We start from the raw sequence: 16,844 nt of genomic DNA, 5'->3' as shown, positions 1-16,844 counted from the left end.
CGCGCGCATCAGAAGTAGTGCAGCGTAATGAATTCCGCCGAACAAACGGGCAACGGCGCATCCGGACGCTCGACCTGCATCGACACCGACCACGTCACCTGCACGCCGCCCCGCGCGGCCTGCGCGGCTTCCTTCACCGCGAACAGCGCGCGCACGCGTGCGCCGACCGGCACCGGCTTCAGGAACCGCACGCGGTTCAGTCCGTAGTTCACGCCCATCTTCTGCTCGAAGCGCATCGCATCGGTCATCAGCGCGGGAATCAGCGACAGCGTCAGGAAGCCGTGCGCGATCGGGCCGCCGAACGGCGACTCGCGCCGCGCACGCTCGGGATCGACGTGAATCCACTGGTGATCGCCGGTCGCGTCGGCGAACCCGTCGACCCGGCGCTGGTCGATCTCGACCCAGCCGCTCGCGAGCGGTTCCGCGCCGACTCGCTCGAGCAACGCTTGCGTCGACGCGATCAGCGGCAATGTCACGTCCGTCATGCACCCGCTCCTTGCGGGTGGCGCAGCCCGAAGATCACCTTGGTATGCACGGTGATCACCGTGTCGCCGGCACCGTTGAGGCCGATCCACTCCGTCGACACGATGCCGCGATCGGGCTTGCTCGCCGACACGCGCTTGTCGTGGACCTTCTGGTACATCGTGATCGTGTCGCCGGCACGCACGGGCTTGAGCCAGCGGATCGAATCGATGCCGGGCGAGCCCATGCTGGTCGAATCCGGCCCGAGCTTCTTGATGAGCAGGCTCATGAACACCGAACACGTATGCCAGCCGCTCGCGACCAGTCCACCGAACGGCGAGGCCTTGCCGGCTTCCTCGTCGAGGTGGAACGGCTGCGGATCGTAGCGTTGCGCGAACGCCTTGATGTCGTCCGGTTCGAACGTATAGCGGCCGATTTCGGTCGTACTGCCGACTTCCAGATCTTCGTAACTGATACCCACTGTCTATCTCCTGTAGCGCGCTCGCGCGTCGCCGTCATGCCGCGTCGGTCTGCGCGAAATCCGGCAGGGCCGCGATGCGCGCAAGGTGATGATCGGTGTCGCCGAGGGTCGTCTCGATGATCGACAGCCGCTTGAACAGGTGTGCGGCGGCGACCTCGTTGGTCACACCCATGCCGCCGTGCAGTTGCACGGCCTGCTGGCCGACGAAGCGCGCGGCCGCGCCGACCCGCGCCTTCGCGGCCGACACCGCCTTGCGCCGCGCGTCGGCGTCGCCGCCCGCGTAACGCACGGCGGCCAGGTAAGTCAGCGAGCGCGCCTGCTCCGCGTGAATCAGCATGTCGACCATCCGGTGCTGCAGCGCCTGGAAGCGCGCGATCGGCACGCCGAACTGTTCGCGCGTCTTCGTGTATTCGACCGTCGCGCGGTTCAGTTCGTCGAGTGCGCCGACCGCTTCCGCGCAGAGCAGGAAGGTCGCGTAATCGGCAATCTGCTCGAGTGCGGCCGCATCGCGTGCGCCGCCCGTCAACTGCCGCGCGGGCGTTTCCTTGAACTCGATCGTCGCGGCGCGCTGGCCGTCGATCGTCCGGTAGTCGACGAGCTTCACGCCCGCGGCATCGCGATCGACGACGAACAGGCCGATGCCGCCGCCGTCGACGCGCGCGGGCACGATCCACACATGGGCCTGTGCGCCGTGCTGAACGATCGACTTGATGCCGGTCAGCCGGTACGTGCCGCCCTGCTCGCGCGCATGCGTTTCGAGTTCGTACAGGTCGTAGCGCGCCCGCGGTTCGTGGAATGCAACGGCAACGCGCTTCTGCCCTTGTGCGATCGCTTCCAGCAGCGCGGCATCGTCGCCCGTGCCGGACCCGGCGATGCGCAGCGCCTCGATACCGACCGCCGTCGCCCAATACGGCTCGACCACGAGTGCGCGGCCGAGCTCCTGCATCGCGACCAGCATGTCGACCGGGCCGCCGCCGAATCCGCCCTGTGCGTCCGGCACGGGCAGCGCGGTCAGGCCCAACTCCGCGAATGCGCTCCATTGTGCGTCCGACACGCCCGCCTCGCTGCGCACGATGGCCTGGCGCGCGTCGAAACCGTATTGCTCGCCGAGATAACGGCGCAGCGCGTCGGCGAACTGTTGCTGCTCATCGGTAAAGCTGAAATCCATGGTTGTCTCCGTTCCCTGATCACAGCCCCAGGATCATCTGCGCGATGATGTTCTTCTGAATCTCGTTCGAACCACCGTAGATCGACGTCTTCCGGTAATTGAAGTAGTACGCGGCGAGCGGCGCCGCATCGTCGTCGCCCGCGCTGCTGTGTTCGCGCTCGCCCTCGAGGAACGGGACATCGAACGGCGCGGCGAGCGGCCCGATCGCCTCGAACATCAGCTCGGTGAGCGCCTGCTGCACCTCGGTGCCCTTGATCTTCAGCATCGATGCCTCGGGGCCCGGCCCCTTGCCGCTCGTCTCGCGGCTCACGACGCGCAGCACCGTCACCTCGAGCGCCATCAGCTCGACCTCGAGCGCCGCGACCTTCGCGGCGAACACGGGATCGGCGAGCAACGGCTTGCCGTTCTTGCGCTGGTTCGATGCCACGCGCTTCAGGAATGCGAGCTCGCGCTTCGACGCGCCGACGCGTGCAATGCCGGTGCGCTCGTGGCCCAACAGGTATTTCGCGTAGGTCCAGCCGCGGTTTTCATCGCCGACGAGATTCTCGACGGGCACCTTCACGTCCTCGAAGAACACTTCGTTGACTTCGTGATCCTCGTCGAGCGTGATGATCGGACGCACGGTGATGCCGGGCGTCTTCATGTCGATCAGCAGGAACGAGATGCCCTCCTGCTTCTTCGCCGCCGGATCGGTGCGCACGAGACAGAACATCATGTCCGCATACTGGCCGAGTGTCGTCCAGGTCTTCTGGCCGTTGACGACGTAGTGATCGCCGTGGCGTTCGGCGCGCGTGCGCAGCGATGCGAGGTCCGACCCGGAGCCCGGCTCCGAATAGCCCTGGCACCACCAGTCGGTGCCGTCGAGAATGCGCGGCAGATAATGGCGCTTCTGCGCTTCGCTGCCGTATTTCATCAGCACGGGCGCGACCATCGACACGCCGAACGGCAGTACGGTCGGCGCGCCGATGCGTGCGCACTCCTCATCCCAGATGTGCCGCTGCGTCGCGTTCCAGTCCGGGCCGCCGTATTCGGCCGGCCACGCGGGCGCGGACCAGCCGCGCTGGCCGAGAATCCGGTGCCAGCTCGCGAAATCCTCGCGGTCGAGTCGTTTGTGATCGAGTACCTTGGCGCGCAGTGCGTGAGGCAGATTGGCCTCGAGCCAGGCGCGGACGTCGACGCGGAACGCGTCGTCGGCGGGGGAATAATCCAGATCCATGCGCAGTGTCTCCTGGCCGCGGCCGTCCGGGCCGCCAAGGACACACTGCATACGTCATTGCAGCGGTTCTTTCAGCGCGGCAGGAATCGGCAGCGGCATCACGTCGATGCCTTCTTCGGCCAAGGATTGCGCATCCTCCGGCGTCGTGACGCCACGAATGCTGCGTGCCGGCGCCTCGTTGTAATGGATGCGCCGCGCTTCCTCGGCGAAGCGCTCGCCCACGTTCTCGGTCTTCTCCAGCACCTCGCGCAGCGCGCGCATCACCTGCGCCTGCAGCGCACGCGGATCGGCCGGCTGGGCCTGCGTCGCGCCCGACAGGTTCAGGCGAGGCGCCGACGGCATCCGGTTGATCTCGGTCGTCCCGCACACCGGACATTCGACCAGCTTGCGGGACAACTGCGCTTCGAACTCATCGGCGGAAGCGAACCAGCCTTCGAACCGATGGCCGTGCGGGCACTGTAAATCGAGGACCTTCATGCTGAATCAGGGCGTGTGACGAGTGTAGCGCAAAACGCGCTTTTGTGAACGATCGTGCTAAACCAGGATCGCGCGGCCGGCCAGCAACCGCGTCACCCGATTGTAACGCGGCGCCCCACCCGCCGCTGACGCGTCGTCAGGGCTGCTCGACCGGACCCAGCGGCCAGGCGCCGGACAGCACCTTGTCGAGCCACATCGTGCCGATGATCGTCTTCACGTCGGTGATCTGGCCCGTGCGCACCCACTCCTGCAGGTCGGGCAGCGTCGCCGTGAAGGTTTCGAGGAATTCGCCTTCGTCGAGCTTGCGCTCGCCGGCCGTCAGGCCGCGCGCGAGATACAGGTCGATGAATTCGGTCGAATAGGAAATGATCGGGTGAATCCGGGCCAGGAACACGTATTCGCGTGCCGTGTAGCCGGTTTCCTCGCGCAGTTCGCGCACCGCGCAGGCGAGCGCGCCTTCGTTCGGATCCAGCTTGCCGGCCGGGAATTCGGCCATGACCTTGCCGATCGGATAGCGGTACTGGCTTTCCATCAGCACGCGACCGTCGTCGAACAGCGGGATCACCATCACCGCGCCCGGGTGCTGGACGTATTCGCGCGTGGCCTGCTTGCCGTCCGGCAGACGGACGGTATCGCGCTTCAGCTTGAGGAACGAGCCTTCGAAAATCGCCTCGCTCTCGAGGCAGGTTTCGGTCAGTGCGGCGTCGTGATTGGGTAGTTCGGCCATCGGCGGCTCCAAGAATGAGCGCGACGGCCGAAGCCGTCAGCGTCGTTTGACGAGATACTGGAACGTGAAGCCGGGGAACGCGAACACGACAAAGAGACTGAACGTGATCGCGTAAAACTGCCAGCCCTGTTCGAAGCGGTTGCCGGCGCGCGACTCGAGCCAGAAGCCGAGCGCGCCGACGACGAAATACAGCACGATCAGCTCGCCGATCCGAACCCACGCGTTCTTCTTCGTCGCACCGATCGGCACGACGGCGAAGAGGCGTTGGTTCAGGAACGGCAGGTTGGCGCAGACGAGCGCCAACAGCACGATGAACCAGCCGGCTGCCGACATTACAGCGGCAGCGTGTGACGAATCGCCTGCAGGCAGGCCGTCAGCAGCGGGCTCGGGATCAGGCCGAGCACGACGACCGCGAGGCCGTTCAGCACGAGGATCGTGCGCTTGCAGAAATCGCCGGTGACCGGAGCCGTATCCTGCGGTGCATCGAAGTACATCAGCTTGACGATGCGCAGGTAGTAGAACGCGCCGAACAGCGACGTGATCACGGCCAGCACGGCCAGCCACGTGAGACCCGCATTGACGGTCGCCTCGAGCACCGCGAGCTTCGCGTAGAAGCCGACGGTCGGCGGGATACCTGCCAGCGAGAACATCATGACCATCATCACGAACGCGAACACCGGGCTGCGCTTGTTGAGACCCTTGAAGTCGTCGATCGTTTCCGCTTCGAAATCGCGGCGTGCGAGCAGCATCACCACGCCGAACGAGCCGAGCGTCGTGATCAGGTAGACGATCGCGTAGAACATCGCCGAGCTGTACGCGTTCGCCGGTGCGGCCGCGTCGCCCTTCACGATGCCGGCGAGCAGGCCGAGCAGCACGAAGCCCATGTTCGAGATCGCCGAATACGCGAGCATCCGCTTGATGTTGCGCTGGACGATACCGGTGATGTTACCGACGATCAGCGACAGCGCGGCGAGGATCACGAGCGCGGTCTGCCAGTTCTGTGCGAGCGGCAGCAGGCCCATCACCAGGAAACGCAGGCCCCACGCGAACGCGGCAACCTTCGGGCCGCCGCCGACGAACAGCGTCATCGCGGTCGGTGCGCCCTGGTAGACGTCCGGCACCCACATGTGGAACGGCACGGCGCCGAGCTTGAACGCGATACCGGCGACGATGAAGATCACGCCGAACATCAGCACGGCCGCGTCGGTGTTGCCGCCGACCGCCTTGTACACCTCGCCCAGCTCGAGCGAGCCGGTCGCGCCGTAGAGCATCGAGATGCCGTACAGCACGAAGCCCGACGCGAGCGCGCCCAGCACGTAGTACTTCATCGCGGCTTCGCTCGACTGCGCGGCATCGCGGCGCAGCGCGATGACCGCATACAGCGACAGCGACATCAGTTCGAGGCCGAGGTACAGCGTCAGGAAGTTGTTGCCCGACACCATCACCAGCTGACCGAGCAGCGAGAACATGCCCAGCAGGAACACGTCGCCGCGGAACATGTCGCGGTCTTCGAGGTACTTGCGCGAATAAACGAGCGAGACCGCGAAGCCGATCGACACGACGGCCTTCATCATGCTCGCGAACGAGTCGACGACGACCATCCGCGAGAAGAAGTAGTACGGCTGCGGGTCGAGCGCCTGCACCGCGAACCACACGCCGGCGACGACCGACGAAACCACCGCGATCAGATAGGTCAGGCGGCGGCCAGCGGCACCGGTAAAGGTGTCGTTCAGCCATGCGACGACGATGGCGACCATCACCAGCGCGTCAGGCAACAGGACATTCATAGGAGCGTTCATGATCTTGAGTTCCTCCGCTCGCGATTACTGGGCCAGCGGCAGCTTCGACTGCGCGACTTGGGAGAGGAGGTTTTCCACGGAAACGTGCATCACGTCGGTGAAAGGCTTCGGATACAGGCCCATCAGCATCGTGAACGCGGCGAGCACTGCCAGCATCACGAATTCGCGACGGCCGATGTCCTTCAGCTTGGCAACGTGATCGTTCGCGACCGCGCCGAAGTACACGCGCTTGTACATCCACAGCGTGTAGGCCGCGCCGAGGATCAGCGTGAATGCCGCGCCGAATGCGATCCAGAAGTTGTACTGGACGGCCGCGAGAATCACCATGAACTCGCCGACGAAACCCGAGGTGCCCGGCAGGCCGCAGTTGGCCATCGAGAACAGCATCGCGAATGCCGCGAACTTCGGCATCACGTTCACGACGCCGCCGTAATCGGCGATCTGGCGCGAGTGCACGCGGTCGTACAGCACGCCGATGCACAGGAACATCGCGCCCGACACGAAGCCGTGCGAGATCATCTGGACGATCGCGCCCTCGACGCCGAGCTGGTTGAAGATGAAGAAGCCGAGCGTGACGAAGCCCATGTGCGCGATCGACGAATACGCGACCAGCTTCTTCATGTCGGCCTGCACCATCGCGACGAGACCGATGTAGATCACCGCGATCAGCGACAGCGTGATCACGACCGGCGCCAGGAAGTGGCTTGCGTCAGGCGTGATCGGCAGCGAGAAGCGCAGGAAGCCGTATGCGCCCAGCTTCAGCATGATCGCCGCCAGCACGACCGAACCGCCCGTCGGCGCTTCCACGTGCGCGTCCGGCAGCCAGGTGTGCACCGGCCACATCGGCACCTTCACCGCGAACGCGAGGAAGAAGGCGATGAACAGCAGGATCTGCGGCGTCATCGCGATCTTGGCGCCCTGCCACGTCGCGAGGTCGAACGAATGCGTCTGCGTGTACAGGTAGATCAGCGCGACCAGCATCAGCAGCGAGCCGGCCAGCGTGTACAGGAAGAACTTGAATGCCGCATACACGCGGTTCGGGCCGCCCCACACGCCGATGATGATGTACATCGGGATCAGGGTCGCCTCGAAGAACACGTAGAACAGCAGGCCGTCAGCGGCCGAGAACACGCCGATCATGATCCCGGACAGGATCAGGAAGGCCGCGAGGTACTGCGCGACGTTCTCGGTGATCACTTCCCACGCGGCGATCACGACGATCACCGTGATCAGCGCGGTCAGCACGACGAACCACATCGAGATGCCGTCGACGCCGAGGTGGTACGAGATCTTGAAGCGTTCGATCCAGGTCGACTGCTCGACGAACTGCAGCGCAGCCGTGCTCGAGTCGAAGCCCGTGATCAGCGGGACCGTGACCGCGAGACCGAGCAGCGAGCCGATCAGCGCGACCCAGCGGGCCGTCCCCGGATTTTTGTCGTTACCTACCGCGAGTACCAGGAGGCCGAAAACGATCGGCAACCAGATCGCGGTACTGAGAATCGGAAAAGCGTGCATTGTTCTTGTCCCCTCGCCTTATTTGCCGCCGAGCGTTACAAACAGGGTCAGGAGCCCCAGCATGCCGATGATCATGGCGAACGCGTAGTGATAGATGTAACCGGATTGGAGGAAGCGGATCACGCCGGCGAACCAGCCGATGAACTTGGCGCTGCCGTTGACGAGGCCGTCGATCACGACGACGTCGCCTTCCTTCCACAGGCCGCGGCCGATCGCCACCGAACCACGGGCGAACACCACTTCGTTGATCTTGTCCATGTAGTACTTGTTGTCGAGCAGCGTGTAGATCGGGCCGAACGCGCGGCGGATCACGGCAGGCAGCTCAGGACGCTTCAGGTACAGGAACCACGCGACCACGACGCCGGCAATCGCGAGCCACAACGGCAGCGTCGTCAGCGAGTGCAGGCCCATCGCGGCCCAGCCGTGGAATTCCTTGCCCAGCTCTTCGAGGCCCGGGTGGTTTTCGCCGATGAAGATCACCTTGTCGAATGCCACGCCATGTTCGAAGAAGCTGCCGTACAGCATCGGGCCGATCGCGATCGCACCGATGATGACCGACGGAATCGCGAGCAGCACGAGCGGCAGCCACACGACCCACGGGGTCTCGTGCGGTTCGTGCGCGTGCTCGTCGTGACCGTGGCCGTGGCCGTGATCGTCGTGGCCGTGCGCGGCCGCCATGCCCATCGGCGATTCAGGATGCTTCGGGTTGCGGAAGCGCTCTTCGCCGTGGAACACGAGGAAGTACATGCGGAACGAGTACAGCGCCGTCACGAACACGCTTGCGACCACGGCGAAGTACGCGAAGCCCGAACCCGCGAGATGCGATTCCTTCACGGCCTCGATGATCGAATCCTTCGAGTAGAAGCCGGAGAAGAACGGCGTGCCGATCAGTGCGAGCGAGCCGATCAACGACGTGATCCACGTGATCGGCATGTACTTGCGCAGGCCGCCCATGTTGCGGATGTCCTGGTCGTGGTGCATGCCGATGATCACCGAGCCCGCACCGAGGAACAGCAGCGCCTTGAAGAACGCGTGCGTCATCAGGTGGAACAGCGCGACCGGGTACGCGGACACGCCGAGCGCGACGGTCATGTAGCCGAGCTGCGACAGCGTCGAATACGCGACCACGCGCTTGATGTCGTTCTGGATGATGCCGAGGAAACCCATGAACAGCGCCGTGATCGCGCCGATCACCGTGATGAACGACAGCGCGGTATCCGACAGTTCGAACAGCGGCGACATGCGCGACACCATGAAGATGCCGGCGGTCACCATCGTCGCCGCGTGAATCAGCGCGGAGATCGGGGTCGGGCCTTCCATCGAGTCGGGCAGCCACACGTGCAGCGGGAACTGTGCCGATTTACCCATCGCGCCGATGAACAGGCAGATACAGGCGACGGTCAGCAGGCCCCAGTCGGTGCCCGGGAAGTGCAGGCTGGCGAGCTCGGCACGCTTCGCGAACACTTCGCCGTAGTTCATCGAACCCGCGAACGCGAGCAGCAGGCCGATGCCGAGCAGGAAGCCGAAGTCGCCCACGCGGTTCACGAGGAACGCCTTCATGTTCGCGTAGATCGCGCTCTCACGCGTGAAGTAGAAGCCGATCAGCAGGTACGACACCAGACCCACCGCTTCCCAGCCGAAGAACAGCTGCAGGAAGTTGTTGCTCATCACGAGCATCAGCATCGAGAACGTGAACAGCGAGATGTACGAGAAGAAGCGCTGGTAGCCGTCCTCTTCCTGCATGTAGCCGATCGTGTAGATGTGCACCATCAGCGACACGAAGGTCACGACGACCATCATCATCGCCGTCATCGAATCGACGAGGAAGCCGACTTCGAGCTTCAGCGAGCCGACCCGCATCCATTCGTAGACGGTCGCGTTGAAGCTCGCGCCGCCCATCACGACGTCGGCGAAGACTTTCGCCGACAGGAGGAACGCGATCATTACGCCGAGGATCGTGATCCGGTGTGCGCCCTTGCGCCCGACTGCGTTCCCGAACAGCCCCGCAATCAGCGAGCCGGCCAGCGGAGCGAGCGGAATCGCCAGCAGCAGGTTTTCATTGAGTGTCGTTGACATAACAGCGTTGCCTGAAATTAACCTTTGAGCTGATCGAGATCCTCGACATTGATCGTGTCGAGCTTACGGAACAGGGTCACCAGAATCGCGAGACCGATCGCGGCTTCCGCTGCGGCGACGGTCAGCACGAAGAACACGAAGATCTGGCCGTGCACGTCGCCGAGGTAGTGCGAGAACGCGACGAAGTTGGTGTTCACCGCCAGCAGCATCAGTTCGATCGCCATCAGGATGATGATGATGTTGCGGCGGTTCAGGAAGATCCCGACGATCGCGATCGCAAAGAGGATCGCGCCGAGCACGAGGTAATGAGCAAGAGTCAGCATGGTTTTCCTTTCCTCCGCTTAGCCGTTGGTGCTCGTACCGGCTTCGCTCTGCGCCGTTTCCGGCTGCGGCTTGTCCGCTTCCATCTTCACGAGGCGCACGCGGTCGTCGCGGCGCACCTTGACCTGATCCGACACGCGCTGGCGCTTGCTGTCCTTGCCCTTGCGCTCGGTCAGCCCGATCGCGGCGATGATCGCGACCAGCAGCACCAGGCCGGCGATTTCAAACGCGAAGATGTAGTCGGTGTAGATCACCTTGCCGATCAGACGCGTGTTCGACCAGTCGGCCATCGCGCCCGTCGCCATCGCGTGCACGGTGTGCGTGTCGCCGTAGCCACGCCACAGGATCAGCGCGGTCTCGACCACGATGATCGCGCCGACGACCGTCGCCATCGGCACGAAGCGCTTGAAGTCGCGGCGCAGGTAATCGATGTTGATGTCCAGCATCATCACGACGAACAGGAACAGCACCATCACGGCGCCCACGTACACCAGCACCAGCAGGATCGCGAGGAACTCCGCTTCCAGCAGCATCCAGATCGCGGCGGCGTTGAAGAACGCCAGCACAAGGAAAAGCGCAGACGCCACCGGGTTGCGCGAAGTGATCACCTTCAGCCCTGATACCACCAGGAGCAGCGCGAAGATGTAGAACAGTACGGTCGTGAATTCCATGATTACCGGTTCATCGTTAGGCCATAGTCAGGCGCGGCTTGCGGGACGCTCTCGCGTGCCGCACCCGTCGCGGCGGCTCGGCCCGTTCATGCCGGGCCGGCACTGCAAACACAATCAACGATACGGCGCGTCGGCAGCCTTCGCCGCAGCGATGTCCTTCTCGTAGCGATCGCCCACCGCGAGCAGCATTTCCTTCGTGAAATACAGGTCGCCGCGCTTTTCGCCGTGATATTCGAGAATCTGCGTCTCGACGATCGAATCGACCGGGCAGCTTTCTTCGCAGAAACCGCAGAAGATGCACTTCGTCAGGTCGATGTCGTAGCGCGTCGTGCGGCGCGTGTTGTCCGCGCGCGTTTCCGATTCGATCGTGATCGCCATCGCGGGGCACACGGCCTCGCAGAGCTTGCACGCGATGCAGCGCTCTTCGCCGTTTTCGTAGCGGCGCAGCGCATGCAGCCCGCGGAAACGCGGCGAAATCGGGGTCTTCTCTTCCGGGAACTGCACGGTGAACTTGCGCCGGAACGTGTAACGACCGGTCAGCGCGAGCCCCTTCAGCAGCTCCGTCAGGAAGAAGGTCTTAAAGAAGTGTTGGATTGCCGTCATGATTTCGTCCGATCTTTACTTCACCCAGATGTTGAGCGGCGACATCATCCAGAAGCCGACCACGACCACCCAGATCACCGTGACGGGCAGGAACACCTTCCAGCCCAGACGCATGATCTGGTCGTAACGGTAGCGCGGGAACGTCGCGCGCACCCAGATGAACACCGACAGCAGCGCGAATACCTTCAGCACCAGCCAGAAGATGCCCGGAATGAACGACAGGAATTCGAACGGTGCGTCCCAGCCGCCGAGGAACAGCGTCGAGGCCAGTGCCGAGATCACGATCATGTTGATGTACTCGGCGAGGAAGAACAGCGCGAACGCCATGCCCGAGTAATCGATCATGTGACCCGCGACGATCTCCGACTCCCCTTCCACCACGTCGAACGGGTGACGGTTCGTTTCGGCGATGCCGGACACGAAGTAGACGACGAACGCCGGCAGCAGCGGCAGCCAGTTCCACGACAGGAAGTTCACGCCGTGGCCGGCGAAGAAGCCGTGCTGCTGCGAGCCGACGATTTCCGACAGGTTCAGGCTGCCGGCCGTCATCAGCACGAGCACCAGCGCGAAGCCCATCGAGATTTCGTACGAGACCATCTGCGCCGCGGCGCGCATCGCGCCGAGGAACGCGTACTTCGAGTTCGATGCCCAGCCGGCGAGAATCACCGCGTACACGCCGATCGACGAGATCGCCATCGCGTACAGCAGGCCCGCGTTCACGTTCGCGAGCACGGCTTCGGCCTGGAACGGGATCACCGCCCACACGGCGAACGCCGGCACGACGGTCATGACCGGTGCGATCAGGTACAGCCAGCGGCTGGCGGCGCTCGGCTGAATCACTTCCTTCAGCAGCAGCTTCAGCACGTCGGCGATCGGCTGCAGCAGGCCGGCGGGGCCGACGCGGTTCGGGCCGAGACGCACGTGCATCCAGCCGATCAGCTTGCGTTCCCACAGAATCAGGTACGCGACGCACAGCAGGATGACGACGGAGACGACGAGGATGCGCACGATTGCCCACACCGTCGGCCACGCGACGCCGAGAACCTGGGCGCCGCCCGCGTTGATCGTATCGAACAAGCTCATTTACGCCTTCTCCACCACCAGTTCACCGGACAGGCTGCCGAGCGCTGCGCCGGCAGGCGTTGCCGCCGACACGCGAACGACCGTCTCCGCAAGATTCGCGTCGCGCACGGCCGGCAACTGCACCGCACGCTCGCCCTGGCGCACGCGCACCGCGTCGCCTTCCTTCAAGCCCAGCTTGTCGAACAGCGCGGCCGGCAGGGCTGCGGCGTTCGCTACCTTCGCGGCGGCCGTCAGGTGCAGCGCACCTGCGCGGCGCACGAGTGCGTCGGCATGATAGATCGGCACGTCGGCGAGGCGCTCGAAGCCGCCGTTCGCGGCCGTTGCCGCGACGCGGGCCGGTGCGGCCGACGCCTGGTTCGACAGACGGTTCGCGACGCCTGCGTCGCCGAGCGCCGCGAGACGCACTTCTTCCGCCGTTTCGTATTCGAAGTTCGGCAGGCCGAGCAGGCTGCCGAGCACGCGCAGCACCTTCCATGCCGGACGCGTGTCGCCGAGCGGGCGCACGACGCCGTTGAAGCTCTGCACCGAGCCTTCCGCGTTCACGTACGTACCGGCCGTTTCCGTGAACGGCGCGATCGGCAGCAGCACGTCGGCGTAATCGAGGCCGTGCTTGAACGGCGACATCACGACGACCATCTCGGCCTGGTTCAGCGCGGCAAGCGCCTGCGCCGGATCGGCCGTGTCGAATTCCGGTTCGACGTTCAGCAGCACGTAACCCTTGCGCGGCTGCGCGAACGCTTCGCGTGCGTTCAGGCCGCCTTCGCCCGGCAGTGCGCCGACGACGTGCGCGCCGACCGTGTTCGCCGCTTCCGTCAGGAAGCCGAACGTGGCGCCGGTGTTGTCGGCGATCCACTGTGCGACGGCGTGCAGCTTCGCGAATTGCGGATGACGGACGGCTGCGTTGCCGAGCAGCACCGCGCGGCGCTCGCCGTTCACGAGCGACTGGGCGACCGCTTGCGCAGCCGGCGATGCGGCGACGCCCGCGAGCGCGTCCGGCAGCGCGACGCTGCGCAGTTGCGCGACGGCTGCGGCCACGCCGGCCAGTTCGTCGAGCCATGCCGACGGCGCGGCGACGATGCGCTTCGCGGTCGGGATCAGCGAGTCGTCGGCGGTCGCGTGCAGGAAGTGCAGTTTCGCGCCGTTCTTCGCGGCCTGGCGCAGGCGTGCGGCGAACAGCGGGTGGTCACGGCGCAGGAACGAACCGACGACGAACGCGGCATCCACGTTCGACAGGTCGGCGATCGGCATGCCGAGCCACGGTGCGCCCTGGACCGGCGCCGAGAAATCCTGCTGACGCAGCCGGAAGTCGACGTTCGGCGTCTTCAGTTCGTTGGCGAGCTGCTTCACGAGGAACAGCTCTTCAGCGGTGCTGTGCGCGCTCGCGAGCATCGCCAGCGCATTCGCGCCGTGATCCGCTGCGATGCCCTTCAGGCCCTTCGCGACGTATTCGAGCGCGGTCTGCCAGTCGGTTTCGATCCACTGGCCGCCCTGCTTCAGCATCGGCTTCGTCAGGCGCTCTTCGCTGTTCAGGCCTTCGTACGAGAAACGATCCTTGTCCGAGATCCAGCATTCGTTGATCGCTTCGTTCTCGAACGGCAGCACGCGCATCACGCGGTTGTTCTTCACCTGCACGACGAGGTTCGCGCCGACGGAATCGTGCGGGCTCACCGACTTGCGGCGCGACAGTTCCCACGTACGGGCGCTGTAGCGGAACGGCTTGCTGGTCAGCGCGCCGACCGGGCACAGGTCGATCATGTTGCCCGACAGTTCGGAGTCGACCGTCTTGCCGACGAACGTCGTGATTTCCGAGTGCTCGCCGCGGCCCAGCATGCCGAGCTCCATCACGCCGGCGATTTCCTGGCCGAAGCGGACGCAGCGCGTGCAGTGGATGCAGCGCGACATTTCTTCCATCGAGATCAGCGGGCCCACGTTCTTGTGGAACACCACGCGCTTCTCTTCCGAGTAGCGCGACGACGACTTGCCGTAGCCGACCGCCAGATCCTGCAGCTGGCATTCGCCGCCCTGATCGCAGATCGGGCAGTCGAGCGGATGGTTGATGAGGAGGAATTCCATCACCGACTGCTGCGCCTTCACGGCCTTGTCGGACTGCGTGTGCACGATCATGCCGGCCGACACGGGCGTCGCGCAGGCAGGCACGGCCTTCGGCATCTTCTCGACTTCGACGAGACACATCCGGCAGTTGGCCGCGACCGACAGTTTCTTGTGATAGCAGAAGTGAGGAATGTACGTATCCGCCTTGTGCGCAGCCTGGATCACCATGCTGCCTTCGGGCACCTCGACCTTCTTGCCGTCTATTTCAAGTTCAACCATGATGGTGAATGGTCCTTAACCTATTTCCGCCCGTTCGCGCCTTCGCCCGACCGTGCGCTCAAATTCCGCAACCGGTGCTTCGCTTCAGGCTGCCGCCGCGTGCGCGTGGCCGCCGACCATGCAGTGCTTGTGCTCGACGTGGTACGCGAATTCGTCCCAGTAATGCTTGAGCATCCCGCGAACCGGCATCGCCGCCGCATCGCCGAGCGCGCAGATCGTGCGGCCCATGATGTTCTCGGCAACCGAATTCAGCAGGTCCAGATCTTCCTGGCGGCCTTCGCCGTGCTCGATACGATTCACGACGCGATACAGCCAGCCGGTGCCTTCACGGCACGGCGTGCACTGGCCGCACGATTCCTCGTAGTAGAAATACGACAGGCGCAGCAGCGAACGCACCATGCAGCGCGTCTCGTCCATCACGATCACCGCGCCGGAGCCGAGCATCGAGCCCGCCTTCGCGATCGAGTCGTAATCGAGATCGGTCTGCATCATGATGTCGCCCGGGATCACCGGCGCCGACGAGCCGCCCGGAATCACGGCCTTGATCTTGCGGCCGCCGCGCATCCCGCCGGCGAGCTCCATCAGCGTCGCGAACGGCGTGCCGAGCGGCACTTCATAGTTGCCCGGACGCTCGACGTCGCCCGACACCGAGAAAATCTTCGTGCCGCCGTTGTTCGGCTTGCCGATCTCGAGGTAATTCTGCGGCCCGATGGACAGCAGGAACGGCACCGCGGCGAACGTCTCGGTGTTGTTGATCGTGGTCGGCTTGCCGTACACGCCGAAGCTCGCCGGGAACGGCGGCTTGAAGCGCGGCTGGCCCTTCTTGCCTTCGAGCGACTCGAGCAGCGCCGTTTCCTCGCCGCAGATGTACGCGCCGTAACCGTGGTGCGCGTGCAGCTGGAACGAGAATTCCGAGCCCATGATGTTGTCGCCGAGGAAACCCGCGGCGCGCGCCTCATCGAGCGCGGCCTCGAAGCGTCGATACACTTCGAAGATTTCGCCGTGAATGTAGTTGTAGCCGACGGTGATGCCCATCGCGTACGCGCCGATGGCCATGCCTTCGATCAGCGCATGCGGGTTCCAGCGCAGGATGTCGCGATCCTTGAACGTGCCCGGCTCGCCTTCGTCCGAGTTGCAGACGAGGTACTTCTGTCCCGGGAACTGGCGCGGCATGAAGCTCCACTTCAGGCCGGTCGGGAAGCCCGCACCGCCACGGCCACGCAGGCCCGACGCCTTCACGTCGGCAATCACCTGCTCCGGCGGAATCTTTTCTTCGAGAATGCGGCGCAGCTGCTTGTAGCCGCCGCGCGCAACGTAGTCTTCGAGATGCCAGTTCTCGCCGTTCAGACCAGCGAGGATCAGCGGTTTGATGTGACGGTCGTGGAGGGACGTCATTTCGAGAGCTCCTCAAGCAGCTGGTCGATCTTCTCGCGGCTCATGAAGCTGCACATTCTGTGATTGTTCACCAGCAGCACCGGCGCATCGCCGCACGAGCCCATGCATTCGCCTTCCTTCAGCGTGAACTTGCCGTCGGGCGTGGTTTCGCCGAAGCCGATGCCCAGCTTCTGTTTCAGGTAGTCGGCAGTCGCTTCCGCGCCGCCGTGCGGGCCAAGCTGGCACGGCAGGTTCGTGCAGAGCGTGATCTTGTGCTTGCCGACCGGTTTGAGCTCGTACATCGTGTAGAACGTCGCGACTTCCTGCACGGCGACGGCCGGCATGCCGAGATAGTCCGCGACGAACTGCATCAGTTCGGGCGACAGCCAGCCGTGCTCTTCCTGAGCGACGGCCAACGCCGACATCACGGCGGACTGTTTCTGATCGGCGGGATACTTCGTCAACGCTCGATCGATTTCCTTCAGGCCTTCAGCTGAGATCATTTTCAGACACGACTCTTTCAATTCCTACCGAACGAAC

Annotated in this window: 17 protein-coding genes; all 17 read right to left on the bottom strand. The window is 64.4% G+C overall.

Annotated elements, in window-relative coordinates; translation table 11 throughout:
- Positions 1-8: 8 nt before the first annotated feature.
- Entirely contained in the window at positions 9-485 is a 477-nt protein-coding gene (locus PL79_RS17230) for a MaoC family dehydratase (protein WP_044844652.1), read from the bottom strand.
- A complete protein-coding gene (locus PL79_RS17225; protein WP_044844653.1) occupies positions 482-943 on the bottom strand; it encodes a MaoC family dehydratase in 462 nt (153 codons plus the stop codon). The genes PL79_RS17230 and PL79_RS17225 overlap by 4 nt, the downstream gene beginning before the upstream one ends.
- 34 nt (positions 944-977) lie before the next feature.
- The gene (locus PL79_RS17220; RefSeq protein WP_044844654.1) at positions 978-2,111 is read right to left on the bottom strand and encodes an acyl-CoA dehydrogenase family protein; all 1,134 of its coding nucleotides are present in this window, start codon (positions 2,109-2,111) and stop codon (positions 978-980) included.
- A 19-nt stretch (positions 2,112-2,130) separates the two neighbouring features.
- Positions 2,131-3,327: an acyl-CoA dehydrogenase family protein gene (locus PL79_RS17215; RefSeq protein WP_044844732.1), complete on the bottom strand. Its 1,197-nt coding sequence runs from the start codon at positions 3,325-3,327 to the stop codon at positions 2,131-2,133.
- A gap of 54 nt (positions 3,328-3,381) precedes the next feature.
- Complete coding sequence (locus PL79_RS17210) at positions 3,382-3,804, bottom strand: DUF1178 family protein (RefSeq protein ID WP_006756910.1); 423 nt, start codon at positions 3,802-3,804, stop codon at positions 3,382-3,384.
- A 136-nt stretch (positions 3,805-3,940) separates the two neighbouring features.
- Complete coding sequence (locus tag PL79_RS17205) at positions 3,941-4,531, bottom strand: NUDIX domain-containing protein (protein ID WP_044844655.1); 591 nt, start codon at positions 4,529-4,531, stop codon at positions 3,941-3,943.
- Between the two features lie 36 nt (positions 4,532-4,567).
- Entirely contained in the window at positions 4,568-4,864 is a 297-nt protein-coding gene (locus tag PL79_RS17200) for a DUF2818 family protein (RefSeq protein ID WP_044844656.1), read from the bottom strand.
- Positions 4,864-6,318, bottom strand: a complete 1,455-nt coding sequence (gene nuoN / locus PL79_RS17195) for an NADH-quinone oxidoreductase subunit NuoN (RefSeq protein ID WP_193759852.1) — start codon at positions 6,316-6,318, stop codon at positions 4,864-4,866. The genes PL79_RS17200 and nuoN overlap by 1 nt, the downstream gene beginning before the upstream one ends.
- A 36-nt stretch (positions 6,319-6,354) precedes the next feature.
- A complete protein-coding gene (locus PL79_RS17190) occupies positions 6,355-7,845 on the bottom strand; it encodes an NADH-quinone oxidoreductase subunit M (protein WP_044844658.1) in 1,491 nt (496 codons plus the stop codon).
- An 18-nt stretch (positions 7,846-7,863) separates the two neighbouring features.
- Positions 7,864-9,921 (bottom strand): NADH-quinone oxidoreductase subunit L, encoded by a 2,058-nt coding sequence (gene nuoL / locus PL79_RS17185; RefSeq protein ID WP_044844659.1) that lies wholly within the window; start codon positions 9,919-9,921, stop codon positions 7,864-7,866.
- A gap of 17 nt (positions 9,922-9,938) precedes the next feature.
- Positions 9,939-10,244 carry an NADH-quinone oxidoreductase subunit NuoK gene (gene nuoK, locus PL79_RS17180; protein WP_004185739.1) on the bottom strand — a complete coding sequence of 102 codons (306 nt, stop codon included), beginning with the start codon at positions 10,242-10,244 and terminating at the stop codon, positions 9,939-9,941.
- A gap of 18 nt (positions 10,245-10,262) precedes the next feature.
- Entirely contained in the window at positions 10,263-10,913 is a 651-nt protein-coding gene (locus PL79_RS17175; RefSeq protein ID WP_044844660.1) for an NADH-quinone oxidoreductase subunit J, read from the bottom strand.
- Positions 10,914-11,027: 114 nt separating this feature from the next.
- Positions 11,028-11,516, bottom strand: coding sequence for an NADH-quinone oxidoreductase subunit NuoI (gene nuoI / locus PL79_RS17170; protein WP_011885529.1), 489 nt, complete (start codon positions 11,514-11,516; stop codon positions 11,028-11,030).
- A 15-nt stretch (positions 11,517-11,531) separates the two neighbouring features.
- Entirely contained in the window at positions 11,532-12,599 is a 1,068-nt protein-coding gene (nuoH, locus tag PL79_RS17165) for an NADH-quinone oxidoreductase subunit NuoH (protein ID WP_044844661.1), read from the bottom strand.
- A complete protein-coding gene (nuoG, locus tag PL79_RS17160; protein ID WP_044844662.1) occupies positions 12,600-14,930 on the bottom strand; it encodes an NADH-quinone oxidoreductase subunit NuoG in 2,331 nt (776 codons plus the stop codon).
- An 84-nt stretch (positions 14,931-15,014) separates the two neighbouring features.
- On the bottom strand, positions 15,015-16,325 hold the full coding sequence (gene nuoF, locus PL79_RS17155; protein WP_006756904.1) for an NADH-quinone oxidoreductase subunit NuoF: 1,311 nt from the start codon (positions 16,323-16,325) through the stop codon (positions 15,015-15,017).
- Positions 16,322-16,807, bottom strand: a complete 486-nt coding sequence (gene nuoE / locus PL79_RS17150) for an NADH-quinone oxidoreductase subunit NuoE (RefSeq protein ID WP_006478266.1) — start codon at positions 16,805-16,807, stop codon at positions 16,322-16,324. The genes nuoF and nuoE overlap by 4 nt, the downstream gene beginning before the upstream one ends.
- Positions 16,808-16,844: the final 37 nt, after the last annotated feature.

The organism is Burkholderia sp. USMB20, from assembly GCF_000949135.2.
In the GTDB taxonomy this organism is placed as follows: Bacteria; Pseudomonadota; Gammaproteobacteria; order Burkholderiales; family Burkholderiaceae; genus Burkholderia.
The sequence above is the reverse complement of the archived record's forward strand: the minus strand, read 5'-3'. Positions and strand labels throughout refer to the sequence as shown.

Coding starts and splice junctions, on each gene's coding strand:
- PL79_RS17230 (WP_044844652.1), bottom strand. CDS start 485: ATGACGGACGTGACATTGCCGCTGATCGCGTCGACGCAAGCGTTGCTC.
- PL79_RS17220 (WP_044844654.1), bottom strand. CDS start 2,111: ATGGATTTCAGCTTTACCGATGAGCAGCAACAGTTCGCCGACGCGCTG.
- PL79_RS17215 (WP_044844732.1), bottom strand. CDS start 3,327: ATGGATCTGGATTATTCCCCCGCCGACGACGCGTTCCGCGTCGACGTC.
- PL79_RS17210 (WP_006756910.1), bottom strand. CDS start 3,804: ATGAAGGTCCTCGATTTACAGTGCCCGCACGGCCATCGGTTCGAAGGC.
- PL79_RS17205 (WP_044844655.1), bottom strand. CDS start 4,531: ATGGCCGAACTACCCAATCACGACGCCGCACTGACCGAAACCTGCCTC.
- PL79_RS17200 (WP_044844656.1), bottom strand. CDS start 4,864: ATGTCGGCAGCCGGCTGGTTCATCGTGCTGTTGGCGCTCGTCTGCGCC.
- nuoN (WP_193759852.1), bottom strand. CDS start 6,318: ATGAATGTCCTGTTGCCTGACGCGCTGGTGATGGTCGCCATCGTCGTC.
- PL79_RS17190 (WP_044844658.1), bottom strand. CDS start 7,845: ATGCACGCTTTTCCGATTCTCAGTACCGCGATCTGGTTGCCGATCGTT.
- nuoL (WP_044844659.1), bottom strand. CDS start 9,921: ATGTCAACGACACTCAATGAAAACCTGCTGCTGGCGATTCCGCTCGCT.
- nuoK (WP_004185739.1), bottom strand. CDS start 10,244: ATGCTGACTCTTGCTCATTACCTCGTGCTCGGCGCGATCCTCTTTGCG.
- PL79_RS17175 (WP_044844660.1), bottom strand. CDS start 10,913: ATGGAATTCACGACCGTACTGTTCTACATCTTCGCGCTGCTCCTGGTG.
- nuoI (WP_011885529.1), bottom strand. CDS start 11,516: ATGACGGCAATCCAACACTTCTTTAAGACCTTCTTCCTGACGGAGCTG.
- nuoH (WP_044844661.1), bottom strand. CDS start 12,599: ATGAGCTTGTTCGATACGATCAACGCGGGCGGCGCCCAGGTTCTCGGC.
- nuoG (WP_044844662.1), bottom strand. CDS start 14,930: ATGGTTGAACTTGAAATAGACGGCAAGAAGGTCGAGGTGCCCGAAGGC.
- nuoF (WP_006756904.1), bottom strand. CDS start 16,325: ATGACGTCCCTCCACGACCGTCACATCAAACCGCTGATCCTCGCTGGT.
- nuoE (WP_006478266.1), bottom strand. CDS start 16,807: ATGATCTCAGCTGAAGGCCTGAAGGAAATCGATCGAGCGTTGACGAAG.